General features: G+C 64.2%; 19 protein-coding genes and 1 riboswitch. All 19 genes read left to right on the forward strand.

Translation table 11 applies throughout. The features are described 5' to 3' along the window. Nucleotides 1-140 precede the first annotated feature (140 nt). The 19 genes from F6B93_RS11035 to F6B93_RS11125 all read left to right on the forward strand — a co-directional run bounded on the left by F6B93_RS11035 (nucleotide 141) and on the right by F6B93_RS11125 (nucleotide 21,212). Entirely contained in the window at nucleotides 141-1,355 is a 1,215-nt protein-coding gene (locus F6B93_RS11035; RefSeq protein ID WP_281426163.1) for a PPE family protein, read from the forward strand. Nucleotides 1,356-1,539: 184 nt separating this feature from the next. Next, the gene (locus tag F6B93_RS11040; RefSeq protein WP_211699134.1) at nucleotides 1,540-1,839 is read left to right on the forward strand and encodes a PE family protein; all 300 of its coding nucleotides are present in this window, start codon (nucleotides 1,540-1,542) and stop codon (nucleotides 1,837-1,839) included. A gap of 11 nt (nucleotides 1,840-1,850) precedes the next feature. Then, nucleotides 1,851-3,074: a PPE family protein gene (locus F6B93_RS11045; protein WP_281426149.1), complete on the forward strand. Its 1,224-nt coding sequence runs from the start codon at nucleotides 1,851-1,853 to the stop codon at nucleotides 3,072-3,074. 84 nt (nucleotides 3,075-3,158) lie between these two features. Next, nucleotides 3,159-3,503: a DUF732 domain-containing protein gene (locus F6B93_RS11050; RefSeq protein WP_211699135.1), complete on the forward strand. Its 345-nt coding sequence runs from the start codon at nucleotides 3,159-3,161 to the stop codon at nucleotides 3,501-3,503. A gap of 380 nt (nucleotides 3,504-3,883) precedes the next feature. Next, a complete protein-coding gene (locus F6B93_RS11055; RefSeq protein ID WP_211699136.1) occupies nucleotides 3,884-4,183 on the forward strand; it encodes a type VII secretion system ESX-5 target PE19 in 300 nt (99 codons plus the stop codon). A gap of 293 nt (nucleotides 4,184-4,476) precedes the next feature. Continuing rightward, the gene (locus F6B93_RS11060) at nucleotides 4,477-4,773 is read left to right on the forward strand and encodes a WXG100 family type VII secretion target (RefSeq protein WP_211699137.1); all 297 of its coding nucleotides are present in this window, start codon (nucleotides 4,477-4,479) and stop codon (nucleotides 4,771-4,773) included. 50 nt (nucleotides 4,774-4,823) lie between these two features. Further along, the gene (locus F6B93_RS11065) at nucleotides 4,824-5,108 is read left to right on the forward strand and encodes a WXG100 family type VII secretion target (protein ID WP_211696241.1); all 285 of its coding nucleotides are present in this window, start codon (nucleotides 4,824-4,826) and stop codon (nucleotides 5,106-5,108) included. Nucleotides 5,109-5,229: 121 nt separating this feature from the next. Further along, nucleotides 5,230-6,132 carry an ESX secretion-associated protein EspG gene (locus F6B93_RS11070; RefSeq protein ID WP_211699138.1) on the forward strand — a complete coding sequence of 301 codons (903 nt, stop codon included), beginning with the start codon at nucleotides 5,230-5,232 and terminating at the stop codon, nucleotides 6,130-6,132. A gap of 283 nt (nucleotides 6,133-6,415) precedes the next feature. Continuing rightward, entirely contained in the window at nucleotides 6,416-7,924 is a 1,509-nt protein-coding gene (gene eccD / locus F6B93_RS11075; RefSeq protein WP_211699139.1) for a type VII secretion integral membrane protein EccD, read from the forward strand. Next, complete coding sequence (gene mycP, locus F6B93_RS11080) at nucleotides 7,902-9,659, forward strand: type VII secretion-associated serine protease mycosin (protein ID WP_211699140.1); 1,758 nt, start codon at nucleotides 7,902-7,904, stop codon at nucleotides 9,657-9,659. The genes eccD and mycP overlap by 23 nt, the downstream gene beginning before the upstream one ends. Continuing rightward, on the forward strand, nucleotides 9,656-10,876 hold the full coding sequence (gene eccE / locus F6B93_RS11085; RefSeq protein WP_211699141.1) for a type VII secretion protein EccE: 1,221 nt from the start codon (nucleotides 9,656-9,658) through the stop codon (nucleotides 10,874-10,876). Before mycP ends, eccE begins: the two co-directional genes overlap by 4 nt. Further along, on the forward strand, nucleotides 10,873-12,711 hold the full coding sequence (gene eccA5, locus F6B93_RS11090) for a type VII secretion system ESX-5 AAA family ATPase EccA5 (protein ID WP_211699142.1): 1,839 nt from the start codon (nucleotides 10,873-10,875) through the stop codon (nucleotides 12,709-12,711). Before eccE ends, eccA5 begins: the two co-directional genes overlap by 4 nt. 91 nt (nucleotides 12,712-12,802) lie before the next feature. After that, nucleotides 12,803-12,976: riboswitch (M-box (ykoK) riboswitch) on the forward strand. 339 nt (nucleotides 12,977-13,315) lie between these two features. Then, on the forward strand, nucleotides 13,316-14,461 hold the full coding sequence (locus F6B93_RS11095; protein ID WP_211699143.1) for a PPE family protein: 1,146 nt from the start codon (nucleotides 13,316-13,318) through the stop codon (nucleotides 14,459-14,461). A 734-nt stretch (nucleotides 14,462-15,195) separates the two neighbouring features. Further along, nucleotides 15,196-16,482, forward strand: coding sequence for a PPE family protein (locus F6B93_RS11100; RefSeq protein WP_211699144.1), 1,287 nt, complete (start codon nucleotides 15,196-15,198; stop codon nucleotides 16,480-16,482). A gap of 82 nt (nucleotides 16,483-16,564) precedes the next feature. Continuing rightward, complete coding sequence (locus F6B93_RS11105; RefSeq protein ID WP_211699145.1) at nucleotides 16,565-17,971, forward strand: PPE family protein; 1,407 nt, start codon at nucleotides 16,565-16,567, stop codon at nucleotides 17,969-17,971. Between the two features lie 105 nt (nucleotides 17,972-18,076). Beyond that, nucleotides 18,077-18,397 carry a DUF732 domain-containing protein gene (locus F6B93_RS11110; RefSeq protein ID WP_211699146.1) on the forward strand — a complete coding sequence of 107 codons (321 nt, stop codon included), beginning with the start codon at nucleotides 18,077-18,079 and terminating at the stop codon, nucleotides 18,395-18,397. 252 nt (nucleotides 18,398-18,649) lie between these two features. Beyond that, the gene (locus F6B93_RS11115) at nucleotides 18,650-19,357 is read left to right on the forward strand and encodes an MgtC/SapB family protein (protein ID WP_211699147.1); all 708 of its coding nucleotides are present in this window, start codon (nucleotides 18,650-18,652) and stop codon (nucleotides 19,355-19,357) included. A 100-nt stretch (nucleotides 19,358-19,457) separates the two neighbouring features. Beyond that, on the forward strand, nucleotides 19,458-20,411 hold the full coding sequence (locus F6B93_RS11120) for a sterol desaturase family protein (RefSeq protein ID WP_211699148.1): 954 nt from the start codon (nucleotides 19,458-19,460) through the stop codon (nucleotides 20,409-20,411). Nucleotides 20,412-20,573: 162 nt separating this feature from the next. Continuing rightward, a complete protein-coding gene (locus tag F6B93_RS11125; protein ID WP_425518541.1) occupies nucleotides 20,574-21,212 on the forward strand; it encodes an Rv1815 family serine proteinase in 639 nt (212 codons plus the stop codon). Nucleotides 21,213-21,290 lie beyond the last annotated feature (78 nt).

Consider the following 21,290-nt stretch of genomic DNA (forward strand, 5'->3'; position numbering starts at 1 on the left):
GGTTTCCCAGGCGGGGTCGTTTCCTCGCTGATCGCTGCCAGCGGCCAACGCTGTAACCCGGTCGCGAGCGCGATCATGGTCCGCCTAGGAGGGTTGAGTTGGACTTCGGTGTCTTGCCGCCCGAGATCAATTCGAGCCGGATGTACGCCGGTCCTGGCTCAGGGCCGATGATGGCCGCCGCTTCGGCCTGGGACGGGCTAGCGGCCGAATTGAGCACGGCCGCAATGGGCTACAGCTCGGTGATTGCCGAGCTGACGGGCATGCCGTGGCTGGGTCCGGCGTCGCAGTCGATGATGATGGCGGTCGCGCCATATGTGAGCTGGCTCAGCGATGCGGCCGCACAGACGGAGGAGGCCGCCAGCAACGCGCGCGCGGCCGCGGCCGCCTTCGAGGCGGCGTTTGTGATGACGGTGCCACCCCCGGTGGTCGCAGCCAACCGGGTTCTCCTGATGACATTGGTCGCAACGAACTTCTTCGGGCAGAACACCCCGGCGATCGCGGTGACCGAAGCTCACTACATGGAAATGTGGGCACAGGACGCCGCGGCCATGTACGACTATGCCGGCGCTTCGGCGGTCGCCACGAATCTGCCGCGGTTTACGTCACCGCCCAATACCGCGTCGCCCGCCGCGATGGGTAACCAGTCAGCTGCTGTCGCCCAAGCCGTGGCCGCTCCGGCGGGGGACTCCGCGCAGAGCGCCGCGGCGACGATCCCCCAGCTGCTGTCTTCGGCCGCCGCACCGCAGGCGGCGGCCCAGCAACTTGCAGTGTCACCGGCTGCCGCGTCCTCGCCCGGCGTATGGGAGATACTGCAGAACCAGGTTCGGAATTTCATGACGTACGGCTTGCCTACGCCTAACAACAATTACGCCGGGCTTAACCCCGAGATGTACAACACGCTCAGGCAAACGCTGCAGGCGTACTTCGGGGTGGGTTTGGGAAACTTCGGTTGGTCTATTGCGCAGCAGCTGCAAACCGGCCTGGGAACAACGGCCGGTTCGAGCGGTGCCTGGTACCCGACACCGGAATTTGCCGCATTGGGTGCCGGTGGTTGGAATTGGCACCCGTCGGCGAGCTTCGCGTCGTCCACTCAAGTCGGCGGTCTGTCAGTACCGTCGAGCTGGGGCAACCCTTCGACTCTGGTGAGCGCGCCCGGGGCTGCCGAGCAGGCGGCCACCAAGGTAGTGAGCACCAAGTTCGTGACCGCGCCCGGGGAAGCGGCGCCGGCGGGCGGGACGAACCAGATGCTGCACGGATTGCCGGTCGGATCGCGCGGCTCCCAACGTGCCGGCTACCTGGGTGTGCGGTATGGCTTCCGTTACACCGTGCTCACCCGCCCACCGTCGGCAGGGTAAGGCCATGCCTGCAGCGATGGTCCCGTCGATCGAGGTGAAGCAAACGAGGCTAACGAGTGAACAGAAGGTGTCCGATCAAGCGTATTTCGCGGCCACGGTGTGGTGTGCAGCGCAATCGACTTAGTGTTGATAGCAACCAAATCCCCAGGCTCGGCGAGCGGAGGGGTGTTGAAAAGGAGATCACATGTCCTATGTGACGGCGCAGCCAGAGGCACTGGCTGCCGCGGCCGCCACCTTGCAGGGGATCGGCTCGGCGATGAGTTCCCAGAACGCCGCCGCGGCCGCGCCTACGACAGGCGTCGTGCCGGCGGCAGCCGATGAGGTGTCTGCTCTGACCGCGGCACAGTTCGCCGCGCACGCCCAGATGTATCAGGCGGTCAGTGCGCAAGCTGCGGCAGTTCATGAATTGTTCGTCAACACCTTGGGCGTCAGCTCGGGTTCGTACGCAGCGACCGAGGCGGCCAACGCGGCCTCAGCCGGCTAGGAGGTCAGGACATGCCGATCGATTTTGGTGCGTTACCGCCCGAGGTCACCTCGGGCATGATGTACGCCGGTCCGGGTTCAGCCTCCATGGTGGCTGCCGCGTCGGCCTGGAGCGCGCTGGCCGCCGAACTCGGGTCGGCAGCACAGGGCTACGCCAACGTTGTCGCTGCGCTAGCCAGCGAAGAATGGATCGGGCCGGCTTCGGCGGAGATGGCCCAGGCCATTGAGCCCTATGTGGCCTGGATGGCGACGACCGCCGTCCAAGCCGAGCGTGCGGGCGTCCAGGCCCGGTCGGCCGCGGCAGCATTCGATGCGGCGTTCGCCGGGGTCGTGCCCCCACCACTGATCGCGGCCAATCGCGCGGAGCTGGCCCAAGCGCTACAGACCAACATGTTGGGTCTGAACAATGGTGTGATCGCGCAGCTGGAAGCGCAGTACGCGGAAATGTGGGCGCAAGACGCCGCGACCATGTATAGCTATGCCGGGTCGTCGGCGACGGCAACGCAGGTCGACCCGTTTACTGCGGCTCCGCAGGTAGCCAACCCGGCGGGGACGACCACTCAGGCGGCCGCAGTCGCTGCGGCTCAGGCCGCTCCGGCGGCCTCGGCGCAGAGCACGCTGCAGGGTTTCCTCTCCCAGATCACCAACCAGCTCGGACAGCTCGCGTCGCCGAGCGGGCTATCGCAACTTACGTCCGGCAATCCGATTTTGACCGAGATCTGGTTCCTGTTGACCGGGCAGACCTCGCTGCCGAGCAACATGGGCACACTCATCGACGGCTACGCTCCGTACGCGGGCCTGTTCTATAACTCCGAGGGACTGCCGTACTTCAGCGTTGGTATGGGCAACTTTGGTGTTCAGATGGCCAAAACGGCGGGGTTGCTCGATGGCCCGGCGGCGGCGGCCGCAGCGGCGCTCCCGGCAGCTCCTCCGATCGGCGGAGCGCTCGGTGCCGTTGGCGCCGGCAGCCAAGTGGCGGCCGGTCTGGGTGCCGGAGCCCACGTCGGACAACTCGCGGTGCCGGCGTCGTGGCCAGGAACCTTAACCGCGCAGACAGTGCGCCCAGCAGTACAGGCCGTTAGTGAGCCCATCACCGCGGCGGCCGAGTCCGGAGGAGGCTCCAACGTGCTGGGCGGTATGCCCGTGGGCGGCGCGGGTACCGGGCGCGGGCTCGGCGCCGGTCCTCGCTACGGGATCAAGCCCACCATCATGGCCCGTCCGCTTCCGGCGGGCTGACCGCTGCGACCCACATGGCGCGACCGTCGCGTAGCTTAGTGATCGAAGGGCCGCCACGGAGGCACAGTTAGGGGGAGTACCGACATGTTTGTCCGCCTGCGAGTCGTGCTGGTCGCGTTGCTGAGCTTGCTTGGAGGTGCGGTTGGAGCTGCGTCGACGGCCGCTGCCGACCCTGTTGACGACAACTTCTTGGCGGAATTGCAGGCCCAGGGAGTCCACTACCACGTAACTCCTGAACAGGCGATCGAGGGCGCCCACCTCGTCTGCCAGAAGCTCGACAACGGCATGACGCCTACCCAGGTGGCCTACGATGTGCTGGAGACCAGCACGATGCCTGGCTATCGGTCGGGCTATTTCGTTGGTGCGGCCATTCACGCATATTGCCCGCAGCACCGGCCTGAAGAGGCGGAGCTTGGCCTTGGCGATTGACCTCTGGGATGACCTCTGGAATGACCTCCGGAAGTGGGACCGGTAGCCGATCGAGCAACTGTCTCATTACTGCTGGACTAGTCTTGCGCCGTTCTTGTGGTAGCGCACCACATGCGCTGGCCGGTCGCTGAAAGTAGCCGGCCCACCGAGCCTTTGAAGTCTATGGTGGGCGCTCTCAGCATTTACACAGCCACTACTCTCCCGACTGACCCACCAACCGACGAAAACGCTGTTACTGTGGCGTTACCACAGGTGAATTCGCAGCTCCGGTAGGTGAACACTTGTGAACAGGTGACGTCGAACGCTACTTGGCGCGAGACAGTCATCTAATCTCTCTGCAGAGAGTCGTTGCTGGGGATACCACTAGGGAGGAGAACACCATGTCGTTCGTGACCACACAGCCAGAGGCGCTGGCTGCTGCGGCCGCAAACTTGCAAGGCATCGGCACGACAATGAACGCTCAGAACGCGGCTGCTGCCGCCCCGACGACCGGGGTCGTGCCCGCAGCCGCTGATGAAGTGTCAGCGCTGACCGCAGCTCAGTTCGCTGCGCATGCGCAGATGTACCAGGCCGTCAGTGCCCAAGCCGCGGCTATCCACGAAATGTTCGTCAACACGCTCGCGACAAGTTCCGGCTCGTACGCGGCCACCGAGGCGGCCAACGCGTCCTCTGCGGGCTGACCGGATTGGCGGTCTTAGGCGCGTTCGGGTTCATGACGGACGGGCGCTGCACAGCATCGGCGGGCACACGCTTATTTCGAGGTCTGTTTCTTTAGCGCGGCTCGGTTTCGACGTCTACGCGATGTTTGGCACCCGGTACACGCCGGTTTGCGGAAGGGGGATCATCCGTAGTTTTTCGGTCGGCGGTTGCGCTGGCGCGTAGCCGATGCGGCCACCGCCAACACACGAAACTGAGTGATGTAGGCATTCAGTGATTTTCCGATTTAGGCATTCGTAGCAAGGAGACAGCCAACATGGCAACGCGTTTTATGACGGACCCGCATGCGATGCGGGATATGGCGGGCCGCTTTGAGGTGCACGCCCAGACAGTGGAGGACGAGGCCCGCCGGATGTGGGCATCCGCGCAGAATATCTCGGGTGCGGGATGGCGCGGTCTGGCCGAGGCGACGTCGATGGACACCATGACGCAGATGAACACCGCCTTCCGCAACATCGTGAACATGCTCCACGGCGTGCGCGACGGTCTGGTTCGCGACGCGAACCACTACGAGCAGCAAGAGCAGTCGTCCCAGCAAATCCTCGGCAGCTAGCGCCCAACCGCACAGCTGCGTACGCTTTCTAACGTTAGGAGCACACCGACATGACGATTAATTATCAGTTCGGGGATGTTGACGCCCACGGCGCCCTCATCCGCGCGCAGGCCGCATCGTTGGAAGCCGAGCACCAGGCCATCGTTCGCGATGTGCTGGCTGCTGGTGACTTTTGGGGCGGCGCTGGTTCAGTGGCTTGCCAGGAGTTCATCGCCCAGTTGGGTCGTAACTTCGCGGTGATCTACCAGCAGGCCAACGCCCACGGCCAGAAGGTGCAAGCCGCCGGCAACAACATGGCGAGCACCGACAGTGCCGTAGGCTCCAGCTGGGCCTAAAACCGAACTTCAGGCGCGGCAGCACACCAAGGAGTGGGTGTGCTGCCGTCTCCTGCAGTCAACAAATGCTCGAAAATAATCGAAAAATACTCGAAACAACCGAGGACCTCTGGGGATAGGGATGGATCAGCAGAGCACCCGCACTGACATCACCGTCAACGTCGATGGCTTCTGGATGCTTCAGGCGCTGCTAGACATTCGGCACGTTGCGCCTGAGCTCCGCTGCCGGCCGTATGTGTCCACTGACAACAACGACTGGCTCAATGAGCACCCCGGGATGGCGGTGATGCGCGAGCAGGGCATTGTCGTTGACGACGAGGTCAATGAACAGGTCGCCGCTCGGATGCGAGTGCTCGCCGCGCCTGATCTGGAAGTCGTCTCGCTGCTATCGCGCGGCAAACTGCTTTATGGAGTTGTCGAGGACGACGACCAGCCCCCGGGCTCGCGGGATATCCCGGACAATGAGTTCAGGGTGGTGCTAGCCCGCCGAAATCAGCACTGGGTATCAGCGGTTCGGGTTGGCAACGACATCACTGTCGACGACGTGGCCGTCACGGATTCCTCCTCGATCGCCGCACTGGTCATGGACGGCCTGGAATCGATTCACCACGCCGACGCGGCCGCGATCAACGCGGTCAACGTGCCGCTGGAGGAGATGCTGGAAGCCACGAAGGAGTGGCAGGAATCCGGCTTTAACGTCTTCTCGGGTGGCGACCTGCGGCGAATGGGCATCAGCGCCGCGACCGTGGCCGCGCTCGGACAGGCGTTGTCGGATCCCGCGGCTGAGGTCGCGGTGTACGCGCGCCAGTACCGAGACGACGCTAAAGGCCCGAGCGCCTCGGTGTTGTCGCTCAAGGACGGCTCGGGTGGGCGAATCGCGCTGTACCAGCAGGCTCGAACGGCGGGCTCCGGCGAGGCTTGGTTGGCCATCTGTCCGGCGACCCCGCAGTTGGTGCAAGTGGGCGTGAAGACTGTGTTGGACACTCTGCCTTATGGCGAGTGGAAAACTCACAGCAGGGTGTGAACGTGCCCGACGAAACACGAAGTGCGACAACATATTTGCGTAGATAATACGTCCGAGATGCGAAGCCGGCATATTGCTCTAAAATCGGCAGCAAAACTAAAAAGCAATGTCCACCACAACTAATTAGTCGCGAGGCGAGGCAAATGAGATCCGAGTCAGTGCAGCCGGAGCTTCCAGGGAGCTGCGGCGCATCGGGGGGTATAACAACGGAGCCTCTCGCGCCGTTGGCCCCACGGGGTGAGACCGATAAGACCTACGCCGCCATGGCAGGGGGTGGGAGACGATGACGGCGGTCGCTGACGCGCCACAGGCCGATATTGAGGGTGTCGCTACACCCCAGGCCGTCGTGGTGGGCATCATGGCCGAGGGTGTGCAGATCGGCGTCCTGCTGGACGCCAATGCCCCGGTTTCGGTGATGACCGATCCATTGTTGAAAGTCGTGAACAGCCGACTGAGGGAACTGGGCGAGACGGCCCTGGAACCTACGGGGCGCGGCCGATGGGCGTTGTGCCTGGTTGACGGCACGCCGTTGCGCGTCGCCCAGTCGTTGACCGAACAAGACGTCTATGACGGCGATCGGCTCTGGATTCGGTTCATCCCCGACACCGAACATCGATCGCAGGTCATCGAGCACATCTCCACCGCGGTCTCGTCGAATCTCAGCAAACGGTTCGCCTCGATCGACCCGATCGTGGCGGTGCAGGTCGGCGCGTCCATGGTGGCCACTGGAGTGCTCATTGCCACCGGGGTGCTGGGTTGGTGGCGCTGGCATCACAGCACATGGTTGACGACGATCTATGCAGCGATAATCGGCGTTTTGATGCTCACGGTAGCCATGCTGCTGTTGATGCGAGCCAAGACTGACGCGGATCGACGGGTCGCCGACATCATGCTGCTGAGCGGGATAGTGCCCGTGACGATAGCGGCCGCAGCCGCACCGCCGGGGCCCGTGGGCTCTCCCCAGGCTGTGCTGGGCTTCGGGGTTCTCGGCGTCGCCACCACGCTGGCCCTGCGCTTTACGGGCCGGCGGTTGGGGATCTACACCGCGATCATCACCGTTAGCGGGCTGACCACGCTGGCTGCGCTGTGGCGGATGGTCTCGGCGAGCAGTGCGGTGACGCTGCTGTCGTGCGTGGTGCTTACCTGCGTGATTCTCTACCACGCCGCCCCGGCGCTGTCGCGTCGGTTTTCCGGTATCCGGCTGCCGGTATTTCCATCGGCCACCAGCCGATGGGTTTTCGAGGCGCGGCCCGACCTGCCGACGACCGTGGCCCGCACCCCCGGCTCCTCTCCCGTTTTGGAAGGTCCGGCGTCGGTGCGTGATGTACTGCTGCAGGCTGAACGCGCTCGGTCTTTCTTGAGCGGATTGTTGGTGGGGCTTGGTGTGCTGATGGTGGTGTGCTTGACCTCGTTGAGCAATCCACACACCAGTGAGCGTTGGCTGCCGCTGATACTCACCGGTTTCGTGTCCGGTTTTCTCCTGTTGCGCGGTCGGTCGTACGTCGACCGCTGGCAGTCGATCACCTTGGCCAGCACTGCCGTGATCATCGTCGCCGCTGTGGTCGTTCGGTACGCGGTGGAATTGTCCTCACCCTGGTCGGTGTCGATCGGCGCGGCGATCTTGGTGCTGCTGCCGGCAGCGGGCATGACAGCGGCGGCTGTGGTGCCCAACACCATCTACAGTCCGTTGTTCCGCAAGTTTGTGGAGTGGATTGAATACCTGTGCCTGATGCCGATCTTCCCGCTGGCATTGTGGCTAATGAACGTCTATGCAGCGATTCGGTACCGGTAGCAGCAGGTTGTGGCGTGGTCGCACGGTTAGGGCGACCATCGCCGCAATCCTGCTCGCCTCAGGTGCGTTAGCCGGCCTGCCGCCGGCCTATGCGATTTCGCCTCCGACGATCGATCCGGACGCGTTGCCACCTGATGACGAACCGGGCCCGGTGGCGCCAATGAAGCAGAACTCGTACTGCACCGAGGTAGGGGTGCTACCCGGCAGCGACTTTCGGCTGAAGCCACGCTACATGGACATGCTGAACCTGAACGAGGCATGGCAATTCGCTCGCGGCGACGGGGTGACGGTCGCGGTCATCGACACCGGCGTCACGCCACATCCGCGGTTGCCACGCCTCATCGCCGGCGGCGACTACGTGATGTCGGGTGATGGCCTCCAGGATTGCGACGCGCACGGCACCATCGTGGCGTCGGTGATCGCTGCGGTCCCTGCGGACGGGGCAGTGCCGCTTCCCTCGGTACCGCGTCGGCCGGTCACGATTCCTACGACCGAAAAGCCGCCGCCGCCCAAGACGGTGACCGTTTCACCGTTACCCCAGACCGTCACCGTGGTTCCAGGCCCGCCCCCCGAGGAAGGACTTCCGCCGGGTGCGCCGTTGCCAGAACCGCCGCCGCCACCGCCACCGCCATTCCCTGCCCCTCCTGCACCTGCGGGCAACCACGGTGGCGGGACGGTCACCATACCCAGCTACTCCGGCGGTGGGCAGGTAGTCGCCATCGACAACCCGCTCAACCCGGGTAGCCCGCTTCCGAGTGCGCCGCCGCCGCTGCCCGACGCGTTCAGCGGTATCGCCCCGGGCGTCGAGGTGATCGCGATCCGCCAGTCGAGCGAGGCCTTCGGGCTCAAGGATCCGTATACCGGTGACGAAGATCCGCAGACGCAACAAAAGATCGACAACATCGAGACCATGGCCCGAGCGATCGTCCATGCGGCCAACATGGGGGCCTCGGTGATCAACATCTCCGACGTCATGTGCATGAGTGCCCGCAATGTGATCGATCAGCGCGCTCTAGGGGCCGCAGTCCACTACGCAGCGGTCGACAAGAACGTGGTCATCGTTGCAGCGGCCGGCGACAGCAGCAAGAAAGACTGCAAGCAAAACCCGATATTCGATCCCCTGGAGCCCGATGACCCGCGCGATTGGAACGCCGTCACCACGGTGGTGACCCCTTCCTGGTTCCATGACTATGTCCTGACGGTCGGGGCGGTGGACTCCAACGGCCAACCGATGACCAAAATGACCATCCCGGGGCCGTGGGTGTCGATCTCGGCGCCGGGAACCGATGTCGTCGGACTTTCGCCCCGCGACGACGGACTGATCAATGCGATTGATGGCCCGGACAATCAATTGTTGGTTCCCGCCGGCACCAGCTTTTCGGCTGCCATCGTCTCCGGTGTAGCTGCGCTCGTGCGCTCCAAATTCCCCGACTTAACGGCGTTCCAGGTGATCAACCGGTTGATTCACACGGCCCGGCCACCCGCTCGCGGCGTAGACAACCAGGTCGGCTACGGTGTGGTTGACCCGGTGGCTGCATTGACATGGGACGTGCCCAGGGGCCCGGCTGAGCCGCCGAAACAGCTATCAGCGCCGCTGGTTCTCCCGGAACCGCCCGCTGAACGCAATATGGTGCCAGTGTGGGTGGCCGCCGGGGGATTGACCGGAGCACTATTGATAGGCGGCGCGGTGTTCGGTACGGCAACATTGATGCGGCGATCACGGAAGCAGCGATGAAGGCTCAGCGACGGTTGGGTCTGGCGTTGTCGTGGCCGCGCTTGACTGCAGTGTTTTTGGTCGACGTGGTGGTCTTGGTGGTGGCCAGCCACGCCCCAGCGTCGTGGCAGGGCGAGAATCGGGTGGCGTGGTGGGTCGGTGTCGGCCTCGCGGCGTTGGTGACGTTGTTGTCGCTGGTCAGCTATCGTGGCCTCACCCTCATGTCGGGCGTTGCTGCGTGGGTGTGGGACTGGTCAGCCGATCCGGGTACGTCGTTGGGGGCCGGCTGCACACCCGCCACCGATCACGAGCGTCGTCTGGGCCGCGACCCGGTGGGGGTGCGCGAGTATCGGGGCCAGTTGGTCTCGGTGATTGGCGTCGACGGTGGCGAGGAGGATGCGTCGGGGCGTCATCGACACCGGATGGCGACTTCGGCGGTGGTCCCGGTGGCCGCCGTCGCTGAAGGGCTGCGACAGTTCGATATTCGCCTGGACGGCATCGACATCGTGTCGGTGGTGGTACGTGGTGCATCCGATGCCGCCAGAGCCTCGGCTTCCCTGGACGAGTGGGGGCCTGAGGGATGGCGTTCTGAGGAGCCCGGAGGCGCTCCGCTAGCCACCGATCGGCGTCGCACCTGGATGGTTTTGCGGATGAATCCGCAGCGCAACGTGGCCGCCGTGGCGTGTCGTGATTCGGTGGCGTCGACATTGGCGGTGGCTACCGAGCGGCTTGCCCAGGATTTGGATGGGCAAAGCTGTGTTGCCAAACCGCTCACTGCCGAGGAGCTGGCCGACGTCGATACCGCGGTACTGGCTGATCTGGAGCCAACGTGGAGTCGCCCGGGCTGGCGTCGCCTCAAGCACTTCAACGGGTACGTGACCAGCTTCTGGGTGACGCCGTCGGATATCACGTCGGAGACGCTGCATCAGCTATTGCTGGCCGACATCCCCGAAGTTGGGACGGCTGTGGTCGCACTGCGGCTGACCACCCGAGATGGGCGTCCCGCAGTGTCGGCATGGGTGCGCTATCACAGTGACGCCCCGCTGCCGAAGGAGGCCACGACCGGGCTCAACCGGCTCACCGGCCGCCAGTTGGATGCGGTGCGAGCCAGCTTGCCGGCACCCGTGGCTCGTCCCCTGCTGGTGATACCGAGCCGGGAACTGCGTGAGCAGGACGAGCTGGTGCTTCCAGTGACCCAGGACCTGGAGCACGCGACAAGTTCGTCCCCGGGGCAATGACACGCCCGCAAGCAGCCGGTGAAGACGCCCGCAATGCCATGGTTGCCGGCCTGTTGGCATCGGGGATTTCAGTCAATGGACTACAGCCCAGCCACAATCCCCAGGTGGCGGCTCAGATGTTCACCACCGCCACCACACTGGATCCTGGGATGTGCGATGCCTGGCTGGCACGCATATTGGCGGGTGACCAAAGCATCGAAGTACTCGCCGGCGCGTGGGCAGCAGTAAGAACCTTCGGTTGGGAGACCCGTCGTCTCGGAGTCACCGATCTACAGTTCCGGCCCGAAGTTTCCGATGGCTTGTTTCTGCGACTCGCGGTGACCAGCGTGGAATCCCTAGCCTGCGCGTATGCCGCGGTTCTCGCAGAGGCCAAACGCTATCAGGAGGCAGCGGAACTGCTCGATGCCACCGAACCGCGCCATCCCTTCGATTCCGAGTTGGTCAGCTATGTGCGTGGGGTGCTGTACTTCCGCACAAAACGCTGGCCGGACGTACTGTCCCAGTTTCCCGAAGCAACAACGTGGCGCCATCCCGAGCTGAAGGCCGCCGGCGCGGCAATGGCCACCACGGCGTTGGCCTCGCTCGGAGTGTTCGAGGAGGCCTTCCGGCGGGCACAGGAGGCCATCGAGGGTGACCGGGTGCCCGGCGCCGCGAACATCGCCTTGTACACCCAAGGCATGTGTCTACGGCACGTCGGGCGCGAGGAGGAAGGCGTTGAGCTCCTGCGCCGTGTGTACTCACGCGACGCGAAGTTCACCCCAGCCCGTGAGGCGTTGGACAATCCCAATTTCCGGCTGGTGTTGACCGATCCGGAAACTATTGAGGCGCGCAAAGATCCATGGGACCCGGACAGTGCCCCGACGCGCGCCCAGACCGAGGCTGCGCGGCACGCCGAGATGGCCGCGAAGTACTTGGCGGAAGGCGATGCCGAACTCAACGCAATGCTCGGCATGGAACAAGCCAAGCGGGAAATCAAACTCATCAAGTCGACGACCAAGGTGAATCTGGCGCGCGAAAAGATGGGTCTCCCGGTACCGGTGACGTCGCGGCATACCTTGCTGCTGGGGCCGCCGGGCACCGGCAAGACGTCGGTGGCGCGTGCATTCACCAAGCAACTGTGTGGGTTGACCGTGTTGCGCAAGCCACTGGTGGTGGAGACGAGCCGTACCAAGCTATTGGGCCGGTATATGGCGGATGCGGAGAAGAACACCGAGGAGATGCTCGACGGCGCGTTGGGTGGCGCTGTCTTCTTCGACGAGATGCACACTCTGCACGAGAAGGGCTACTCTCAGGGCGACCCGTACGGCAACGCCATCATCAACACGTTGCTGTTGTACATGGAGAATCATCGGGACGAGTTGGTGGTGTTCGGCGCCGGCTACGCCAAAGCGATGGAAAAGATGCTCGAGGTGAATCAGGGTCTGCGACGGCGGTTTTCGACGGTGATCGAGTTCTTCAGCTACACCCCGGAAGAGCTCATCGCACTGACCCGGCTCATGGGGCGGGAGAATGAGGACGTCATCACCGACGAACAGGCTCAGGTGTTGTTGCCGTCCTACACAAAGTTCTACAACGATCAGAACTACTCCGAGGATGGCGATCTGATCCGGGGTATTGATCTGCTGGGCAACGCCGGCTTTGTGCGGAACGTGGTAGAGAAGGCTCGTGACCACCGTAGCTTTCGACTCGACGATTCGGACCTCGATGCGGTCCTGTCTGGCGACCTGACCGAGTTCAGCGAAGTTCAACTCCGCCGGTTCAGGGAATTGACGAGCGAAGACCTCGCCGAAGGGCTCCGCGCCGCGGTGGCGGAGAAGAAACCGTCTTCTGCATAGCGGGTCACCTGCGGCGAGTACCTCGCCGCCGTCGTGCGATTGCCGCCAGTTGAGTTGACTCACAACGGTTTGGGTGCCACCATGGCCTCTGCAAGCACCTCGCTAGGTGAGGCGTCTGCACGGATACAGGCCACTGACCTCGAACGTCGAAAGACGCCCAGGGTCAGGACAGCTCTTCCCGGCTTAAGGGTTGAGCCCAAGTGGCTTCCGGCCTTGCGGCCGGATACGCCGTGTGGTGCCAAAGCTCAGACGAGAGGGGTGCCGCGCTCGGTGGTTCGCCGGGCTCTCATCCCAGCGTGCAGTGTGTCGGCATCCCCGCATGCCCCGGCCGCGAGGAGGTGAGAGCGAAGTGAGTCCCAGCGATAGACCGCATGCGAGATCGACGACCATTCCGCCTCGATCCGCGCCCGGCAGCATTCCTGCCGTCTGAATCGGCTTACCCCAAAAACCTTTTCGCAACGCACCGCGGGTTCGCGGACGCGTGCGATTGATTCTGGGCGGTCAACGTTTGCAGTGACCGGTCCAGTGGCGCTGGCCCGCGCCGGCTCCCACCGGGTCATCGAGGCCGCCTACGCGCCGACAACCAGCTAGCGAGGAACCAATCATGACCACCGCACTTAATTTCGCTACGTTTCCGCCCGAAATCAATTCCGCACGTATGCATTCCGGACCGGGCGCGGCGCCAATGCTGGCCGCCGCATCAGCCTGGAGCGGATTGGCCGCAGAATTGCGCGCCACCGCGCTGTCGTATGGCTCGATTCTTTCGTCGCTGTCCAGCGAGGAATGGCACGGACCCGCATCGGCATCGATGGCGGCGTCCGCCGCACCCTACGTGGCTTGGATGAGTAGCACCGCCGCTGCGGCCGAGCAGACCGCCGCACAGGCCATGGCTGCCGCCGGAGCCTACGAAAGCGCATTCGCCGCAACAGTTCCGCCGGCGGTCATCGCAGCAAACCGTGCCCAGCTGATGACTCTGATCGCCACCAACATCTGTGGCCAGAACACCGCCGCGATCGCGGCGAACGAGGCCCAGTACGCCGACATGTGGGCACAGGACGCGATGGCGATGTTTGGCTACGCGGGTGCTTCGGCCAGCACGACCCGGTTGCGCCGGTTCTGCGAGCCGCGGCAGATGACCAACCTCGCGGGGGTGGCCGCCCAGTCCACCGCGGTTGCGCAATCCCGCGGCGGGTCGGCTGCCAGCGGGCACACATCGCTATCCCAGTTGCTCTCCGCGGTACCCACCACGCTGGAACAGCTCGCGTCGGGGTCTTCGTGGCTGGACAAGTTGTGGGCGGAATGGGGGCCCAACGCCAACATCTGGAACACGGTCGCTTCGTCTGGACTCTACTTGCCGAGCAACACCATTGCGCCGTTCCTCGGTATGCTCGCCGCCGATGCCGCCGAGGACGCGACTGCGGCGGGCGCGCTAGGTGCGGCCAGCGGTGCGCTGACAAGCCCCCTCGGGTCTACACTCGGGCTCGGCGGCGCTGGCAGCGCCGTGGCTGCCGGATTGGGTAAGGCCGCAGCGGTGGGCACTCTCTCGGTGCCGCCTACCTGGACCGCCACGGCGCCATCGGCTAGCCCGCTGGCCGCGTCTCTGGGAGGCACGCCGATGGTTGCTCCCCCGGGTGCAGCCGGAATGCCCGGCATGCCTCTGGGCGCCTTCGGCAAACAAAGTTTCGGGCGCGCTGTGCCCCAGTACGGGTTCCGCCCGCGCTTCGTTGCTCACCCGCCAGCCGCCGGCTGACAAGCTGCTCGAGCCATCATCCGACCCCGGGCCGTAGGTCGGGTCGCTGTGCCTGCATGTATAGCCGAGTGCCCAAATTCCGGCACCGGGTTACGGCGATTTGCGCGGTGACGACGATGGATCTCGATTAGGATGTTCGGTGCGCGCAGTAGCAGGCGCTGCGCCACAATCACCTTCGTTGCGGATATTTGGGACCGAGAATGTTGTAACAATGGCGTAAAAAGAATGTACAAGCGCCGGTAAAGCCGCAGAAAAGATTATCGAACTCACCTTCTCGGCACTGAGAAATACGAATGGTCGGCCAACAATTCAAGCCGGTTTTCACAAAATTGCCACAGCCGCAAAACCGCGACATCATCTGCAGGTTTACCTGAATTTTACGTTAGCTGAGCGGAGTTCTCACAGTATGTCTGGGAGGGGCGAGACGTATATTTTACGTCGCTATTACCTGGGTGGAACGCTGCACAAATAATTGCTTCGCAGGATGCGAGCTACATCCGAAACGGGGAACCGCACGAGACAGAGTCGTCGAAGCTGCAACAAATCTTATCGGTGGGTATTTGATGGTTTTTCATAGAGGGGGCGTAAGGTCAATTGTATTGGGCATGGGGATCCGATAGGGGGTACGCATTGGGATATCTGGTGAAGTTCATAAGAGCTGGACTGGTTCACCCGCGGAACTACGAGGGTGTGATTACCATGGCGGCCATCGAGGGGACCACGAGGTAACTGATATGGATTATGGGCTACTCCCGCCGGAGATTAACTCGGGACGCATGTATGTCGGTGCGGGTTCCGGACCGATGCTGGCCGCGGCGGCGGCCTGGGACGCGTTGGCTATGGAGTTGCTGTCCACCGCGGCCTCCTATAGCTCAATTGTTGATGGGCTGACCGTCGGTCAATGGATCGGTCCGTCGGCCATCGCGATGGCGGCCGCGGCCGCACCGTTTGTCACCTGGCTCAACGCCACCGGCGCTCAGGCAGAGCAGGCGGCGACCCAGGCCAAGCTCGCCGCGGGTGCCTATGAGGCGGCCTTCGCCGCCACAGTGCCGCCGCCGGTGATCGAGGCCAACCGCGCATTGTTGATGTCGCTGATTGCCACCAACATTTTTGGCCAGAACACCCCGGCGATCGCGGCCACCGAAGCCCATTACATGGAAATGTGGGCCCAAGATGCTGCGGCGATGTACGCCTACGCCGGGTCTTCGGCAACCGCGTCGGAGTTGACGCCGTTCGCCGAGCCGCCTCAGACCACCAACTCCGCGGCGATGGCGACTCAGTCGGCGGCAGTGGCCGAGGCCACCGGCGCCGCCGCCAGCACGGAGGTCGCCAACCAACTGGCCCAAGTGATGGCAGCCGTGCCGACGACGTTGCAAAACCTGGCGACAACCCTCACGTCGGGGTCCGCGTCCCTCTTGCCGCAAGCGACATTGCCAACCTCAATCGCGAACGACATCGAAAACTGGACCACAATCTGGAGCACCCTGTCGGGGCCGTTCTCCATCCAAGGGCTCAGCTCCATACCCGGTGGCCCCTTCCTGGCGTTCGGGCAGCTCTACGCCTTCACCAACAACATGGTTGGCGCCAACGCATTCTTCGCCCCGCCGAAGCTGATTACCGGGGGATTAGCGCCGCTGGCGGGTGAGGCAAATCTGGGCTCCGCCGGCTTGTTCAGTGCAACATCGGAACTTGGTGGCGCGCCGGTGTCCGGCGCCATGGGCAGGGCGGCGCTGGTGGGAAGTATGTCGGTACCGCAGGGCTGGACGGAGGCCGCCCCGGCACTTCGATCGCTCGCCTCAGTGCTACCTGCCAACGTCGCAGCCGCGCCAACGGCGACGGCCCCGCTAGCCGCCGAAGGCAACGTGTTCGGCCAGATGGCAGCGGCCAGCATGGCCGGGCGTGCCCTCGCCGCAACCACCGTCCGCTCAGGCAGTGCCGGATCGGGCTCCCTCGGCGGCGTCGTTGCCGAGGCCGACCCCGCCGCGGCCACCATCATCGTGATCCCGGCGATCGAGGAGTGACTCCGATGACCGCCGCATCGACCAACACCACTCGAGTGCAGATCACCCAGGCGCTAACCACCCAGATAGAAGGGCAATAACGATGTTGTATGCAGCCTTTCCCCCTGAGATCAACTCCGGCAGGATCTACATGGGCCCAGGCGCAGCGCCGATGCTGGCTGCCGCGACCGCCTGGGAAGCACTGGCCGCCGAACTGCAGGCCACGGCGGCCGGGTATTCGTCGATCGTCGCGACACTGACCAGCGGTCCGTGGGTGGGCCCCTCGTCGCTGGCCATGGCCGCCGCGGTTGCCCCGTATCTGACGTGGATGAACGCCACCGCCGAGCAAGCCGCTGAGGCTGGGGCACAGGCCGCCGCCGCGGCAACCGCCTATGAAGCGGCCTTCGCCGCCCACGTGCCCCCGGCCGAGGTCGCAGCCAACCGCGCCGAAGAGGCGCTGCTGGTGGCGACCAATATTTTCGGGCAGAACACGCCGGCGATCGCGGCTGCCGAAGCCCAATACGCCGAAATGTGGGTTCAAGATGCCATCGCGATGGACACCTACACCGGGGCCTCGGCTGCCGCCAGCCGGGTGACACCCTTCACCGAGCCCCCGCAGGTCGCCAACGGGGCCGGGCTGGTCGGTCAAGCCGCCGCGGCCGGCGTCGCCGCCGCCGCCCCGGCCGCCAGCCTAGAATCGCTGCTGACAGTCGGCCCAATCTCGACACTCCTGCAGTTGGGTGCGGACATCGCCACGGGCTACACCGATGCCGTGACCTTCATCCTGGACTCCCTGATCGGGACCGGCGCAACCGATGCCTATCTGGCCCTATACGGCGCCCTGAAGGCCCCTTCGAGCGTTCTGGCGGCGTTCAACGACGAGGGGCTGCTGGTCAACTTCCCGATATCTCACGTCCTCAAGTACGCCCCGCACCCACACGGACTTGGTGCAATTCCCCGAGACGCGTTGGGCGGTGGCCTTGGCGTTTCGCCACGCTTTGGCCTAAGTAGCCTGTTCAACGCGGTATCGCCCGGTGACGTTGCGGCGGATTATGGCCGCGGCATGTTGGTCGGAAAGATGTCGGTTCCGCCAAGCTGGGCCGCGGCCACCCCGGATATCCGGACCGTGGCCGCTGCCTTGTCGGCCACCGGGCCCGATGCCGTGTCGGCGGCCGCGCTGGGCGAGGGAAGCCTGTTGAGTTCGGCGTCCATGGCGGGTATGGCCGGAGCCGCCTTCGGCTCCGCGGCTCCGACCGCCCTGGCCGGTGCGGGTGCGAAAGGCCGCCGCACCTCCATGAAAGACCTCAAGGACGGCCACTCGCCTGAGCAGCTCAAACGTCTGGTCGCCCAGATCTCGGAGAAGCCCGAAAGCGTGCAGCATCACAGCGTCGATCAGGAAGGGCTTGACAGCTTGCTCGAACAGTTGTCGAAGAAGCCCGGGATCCACGCGGTGCACCTGTCCAAACGTGACAAGGTCAAGGTGGTGCCGTCCGATGCGCAGTTGGGATAGCGCCATCGAGGACCGGCACTCACTGCTGAATGCCTTGGGACCACGGGGCTTTGGACAACATACGACTCCTGCAAGAATTGTCGCGACATGGAAGAATGGTGAGTTATGAAGGCTCTGCTCGCAGTGCTGAGCGTTGCAACCATGGTTGGCCTCGCCGCGCCGGCGTATGGCCATCCGGGCGACGGCACGGGCGACGACGCAGGCTTCCTCGCTGCTCTGGACGGAGCCGGAATAACCTACGGTGACCCAGCTCGAGCCATTGGGTCCGCCCAGGCAGTATGCACGTGTTTGAACAACGGTGAATCAGGCCTAGAGCTGGTCCACGACGTGAAGGTTCGCAATCCGGGACTCGATATGGAGGCCGCGTCACAGTTCGCGGTGCTCTCGGCGACGTACTACTGCCCCCATCACCTCACCGAAGCCTAGGTCGATGATCATGCGGCGGTAGCCGTTGGGCGCGCTCTAGACGTCGCTGTGGTGCGGGCGCACACCGTTTCACCGGGGCGCGGTTCGGGAGGCGATGGCCGGAAACTCGCTCGGTTCGGCCCGGCGCCATCTGTTGTTTACCTCATCGTGGTTAGCTGCCGGCCGACCGGGGCCGCCGCGTGGCGACTATCCCGGTCGTCCTGAATCGGTGGCTGATAGCTTGGCCCGCGATCGGGAAAGGAGGGCGCCGCCATGCAGACGCTGAGCGTCGCAGATTTCGCGCTCCGGCTGGCCGTGGGGGTCGGTTGCGGCGCCCTTATCGGGCTCGAGCGGCAGTGGCGTGCCCGCATGGCCGGCCTACGCACCAACGCGCTGGTGGCCACTGGTGCGACGCTATTCGTGCTGTATGCGGAAACCGCGAATGACAGCAGCCCCACGCGGGTGGCGTCGTACGTGGTTTCCGGCATCGGGTTTCTCGGCGGAGGGGTAATCCTGCGCGAGGGATTCAACGTGCGCGGGCTCAACACCGCAGCCACCCTGTGGTGTTCGGCCGCGGTCGGGGTGCTGGCCGCTTCGGGGCACCTGGTGTTCACCATCATCGCCACCGGCACTGTCGTCGGTATCCACTTCCTGGGGCGCCCGTTGGGCCGGCTGATCGACCACGACAACACCGTCGAAGAGGACGAGGGGCTGGCCCCTTACCAAGTGCAGGTGATCTGTCGCCGGAAATCTGCAAAATACGCACGCGCCCAAATCGTGCAACACACCAGCAACAACGACATGATTCTCCGGGGTATCCACAGCAGCGAGGCGGGCGACGACAAGGTTACGTTGACCGCGCACCTGCTGATGGGAGGCCATACACCGGCCCGGCTCGAGCGGATGGTGGCCGAACTATCCCTGCAACCAGGGATGCACGCGGTCCACTGGTATGCGGGCGAGCCCGCACCAGCGGACTGATTACCCGCGCACTCTGTTCCGGCGCTTCACTCGGCAATGTTGGGCCAAGCGCCCGGTGCGCAGCTCGCCGGCCGGGCACGGCGGCCGTACTCTGTCTGATGTGAGTGCCGTGACGGGTTTCTTTTCCGCGCTACCCGCGGAAATGCAGGATCCCGTGCTGTTTGCCATCCCGTTTTTCCTGTTATTGCTGATCCTCGAATGGACGGCAGCGCGCAAACTGGAACGAATCGAAGCGGCCCACGAAAGCAGCGCTGCCCGACGGTCCCGGCCGGTATCCGGCGCCTACCTCACTCGCGACTCGGTGGCTAGCATCTCGATGGGTCTGGTGTCGATAGCCACGACCGCCGCGTGGAAGGCGCTAGCGCTACTGGGGTATTCGGCAATTTATGCCTATGTTGCGCCCTGGCACCTTTCCGCACACCGGTGGTACACCTGGATCATCGCGATTCTGGGCGTGGACCTGACGTACTACGCCTATCACCGCATGGCCCATCGGGTCCGGCTGATCTGGGCCACCCACCAGGCACACCACTCCAGCGTGTACTTCAATTTCGCCACCGCGCTCCGCCAAAAATGGAACAACAGTGGCGAGATTCTCATGTGGGTCCCCTTGCCGCTCCTCGGACTACCGCCGTGGATGGTGTTCTTCAGCTGGTCGCTGAACTTGATCTACCAGTTCTGGGTGCACACCGAGCGGATCGACAAGCTGCCTAGGCCTATCGAGTTTCTGTTCAATACCCCGTCGCACCACCGCGTGCATCACGGGATGGACCAGGTGTATCTGGACAAGAACTACGGCGGCATCCTCATCATCTGGGACAGGTTGTTCGGCAGCTTCCAGCCGGAGCTGTTCCGGCCGCACTACGGTCTCACCAAGCCGGTCGACACGTTCAACATCTGGAAGCTGCAGACACGTGAATACGTCGCGATCGCCCGGGATTGGCAGGCAGCACAGCGGCTGCGGGATCGGCTGGGCTACGTGTTCGGACCCCCGGGCTGGGAACCGCGCCCAGCCGCCAACGCCAGCGGCTCCGTCGGGCTGGCGAGATCGTAAGTAACACCGCGAGCGTCTAAACCGAAAAGGTCAACGTCGGGCGGGTTAACCCCTAACCCCAAGCTCCGGTCGACACCGTTACCTTTTCGGTGACCTTTCGGTGTCGGCCCCGACCGATCGGAGGCCATGGTGCGCCGTCTGGCAACGCGCGTAGCGACCGCAATGGGCATGCTCGCCCTCGCTCTCAGCTTGCCGCCGGCGCCGGCCGGCGCCGATCCGACCTTGGTCTTCCCCGGAATGGAAATCCGCCAGGACAACCATGTCTGCACACTGGGCTATGTCGACCCAGGCCTGCGGATCGCCTTCACCGCGGGGCACTGCCGGGGCGGGGGAGCGGTGACCGATGCGAACTTCAACCTCATCGGCCACCTGGCGACGTTCCGGGACAACACCCCCAGTGGTTCGACGGTGGCGACCGACCAGTTGATCGCCGACTACGAGGCGATTGTTCTGGTCGACTCGGTGACTCCCAGCAACATCCTGCCCGGTGGCCGTCCGCTGGAGTCCATACCGGGCGTGGCGGTTGCGCCCGGACAGGCCGTGTGCCATTTCGGCGTGATCACTGGCGAAACGTGCGGAACCGTCGAAGGTGTCAACAATGGATGGTTCACCATGTCCCATGGTGTTCTCAGCAAGCAAGGCGATTCTGGTGGACCGGTGTACCTGGCGCCCAATAATGGGGGTCCCGCTCAACTCGTCGGGATCTTCAACAGCGTCTGGGGAGACTTTCCCGCCGCGGTGTCGTGGCGGTCCGCGTCCGACCAGGTCCTCGAGGATCTCGGCGTGACCATCCTCAGCTAACAACCGCCCCGTCTCTCTCAGATCGAGTGGGCGCCAGCCTCGAGAAAACAAGAGCGGTGATCTCGGTTTGTGCCAGAC

Source organism: Mycobacterium spongiae (assembly GCF_018278905.1).
GTDB lineage: Bacteria > Actinomycetota > Actinomycetes > Mycobacteriales > Mycobacteriaceae > Mycobacterium > Mycobacterium spongiae.